Source organism: Leptolyngbya sp. CCNP1308, from assembly GCF_034932455.1.
Classification (GTDB): domain Bacteria; phylum Cyanobacteriota; class Cyanobacteriia; order Phormidesmidales; family Phormidesmidaceae; genus Nodosilinea.
This window is the reverse complement of the sequence record NZ_JAYGIH010000069.1, coordinates 1-712: the sequence shown is the minus strand read 5'-3', so window position 1 is coordinate 712 and position 712 is coordinate 1. Positions and strand designations below refer to the sequence as shown.

1 protein-coding gene is annotated in these 712 nt (G+C 63.2%); it reads right to left on the bottom strand.

Going from position 1 to position 712, the window contains the following annotated elements; all coding sequences use genetic code 11:
• Nucleotides 1–712: GAF domain-containing protein (locus tag VB780_RS14270; RefSeq protein ID WP_323351829.1), on the bottom strand; the 712-nt coding region annotated here is incomplete at both ends.

The following is a 712-nucleotide window of genomic DNA, read 5'->3' as shown; positions in this document are numbered from 1 at the left end:
AGGCGATCTCCCACCAAAATCTGCTGTTCGTGGGTTTGCACCTCATGGGTCGCCAGGGCCTGGCTGATGGCCTGAAGATTGAGCTCAACCACGTCGGCGGGCAAAATCTCCGACACGTGGCGACCAATCCGACTCTGGGATGGAACAACGTCCAAAGGGTGATTTTGACTCAGCACTTCGCGGTATCGGCCGTCGGCTCCCATACGGATCAGCAGATCGGGCATGACCGAGAATATGGCCCAGCTTTGGGCCTCTCGCCTGGCCAGCAGGCGCTCGGCCTGCAGCCGATACTGGGCAGAGGCAATGGTCTGGGCCAGCACCTGCACCATCTGCTGGGTATTGCCATCCCACGCGGCGGGTCGGCCCAGGGTAAGAAACCCTACGTAGCCCACCACCCGAGTCTTTTGAACCAGGGGCACAGACAGCACGGCCCCGACATCCAACCTCTGCCAACTGATGCGATCGGTGGCGCAGTCGGCGGGCAGCGCCCCCACCTGGGGCACGTTGATCACCTCCCGCCGCAGTAGCGCCGCCGTAGCCCATGGAAACGCCGCCATCGGAATGGCAGCGGGAATTTGGCGCACCACGGGGCAGTTGGGGCGGTACCACTGGTGGGTAACTTGCATCGTTCCTTCTGGCGGGGCAGCGGCGTCAGGTAGGGCCGCCACATGGCCGTGGTCGGCCTGAATATAGGCTCCAATTTGGGCTAGGG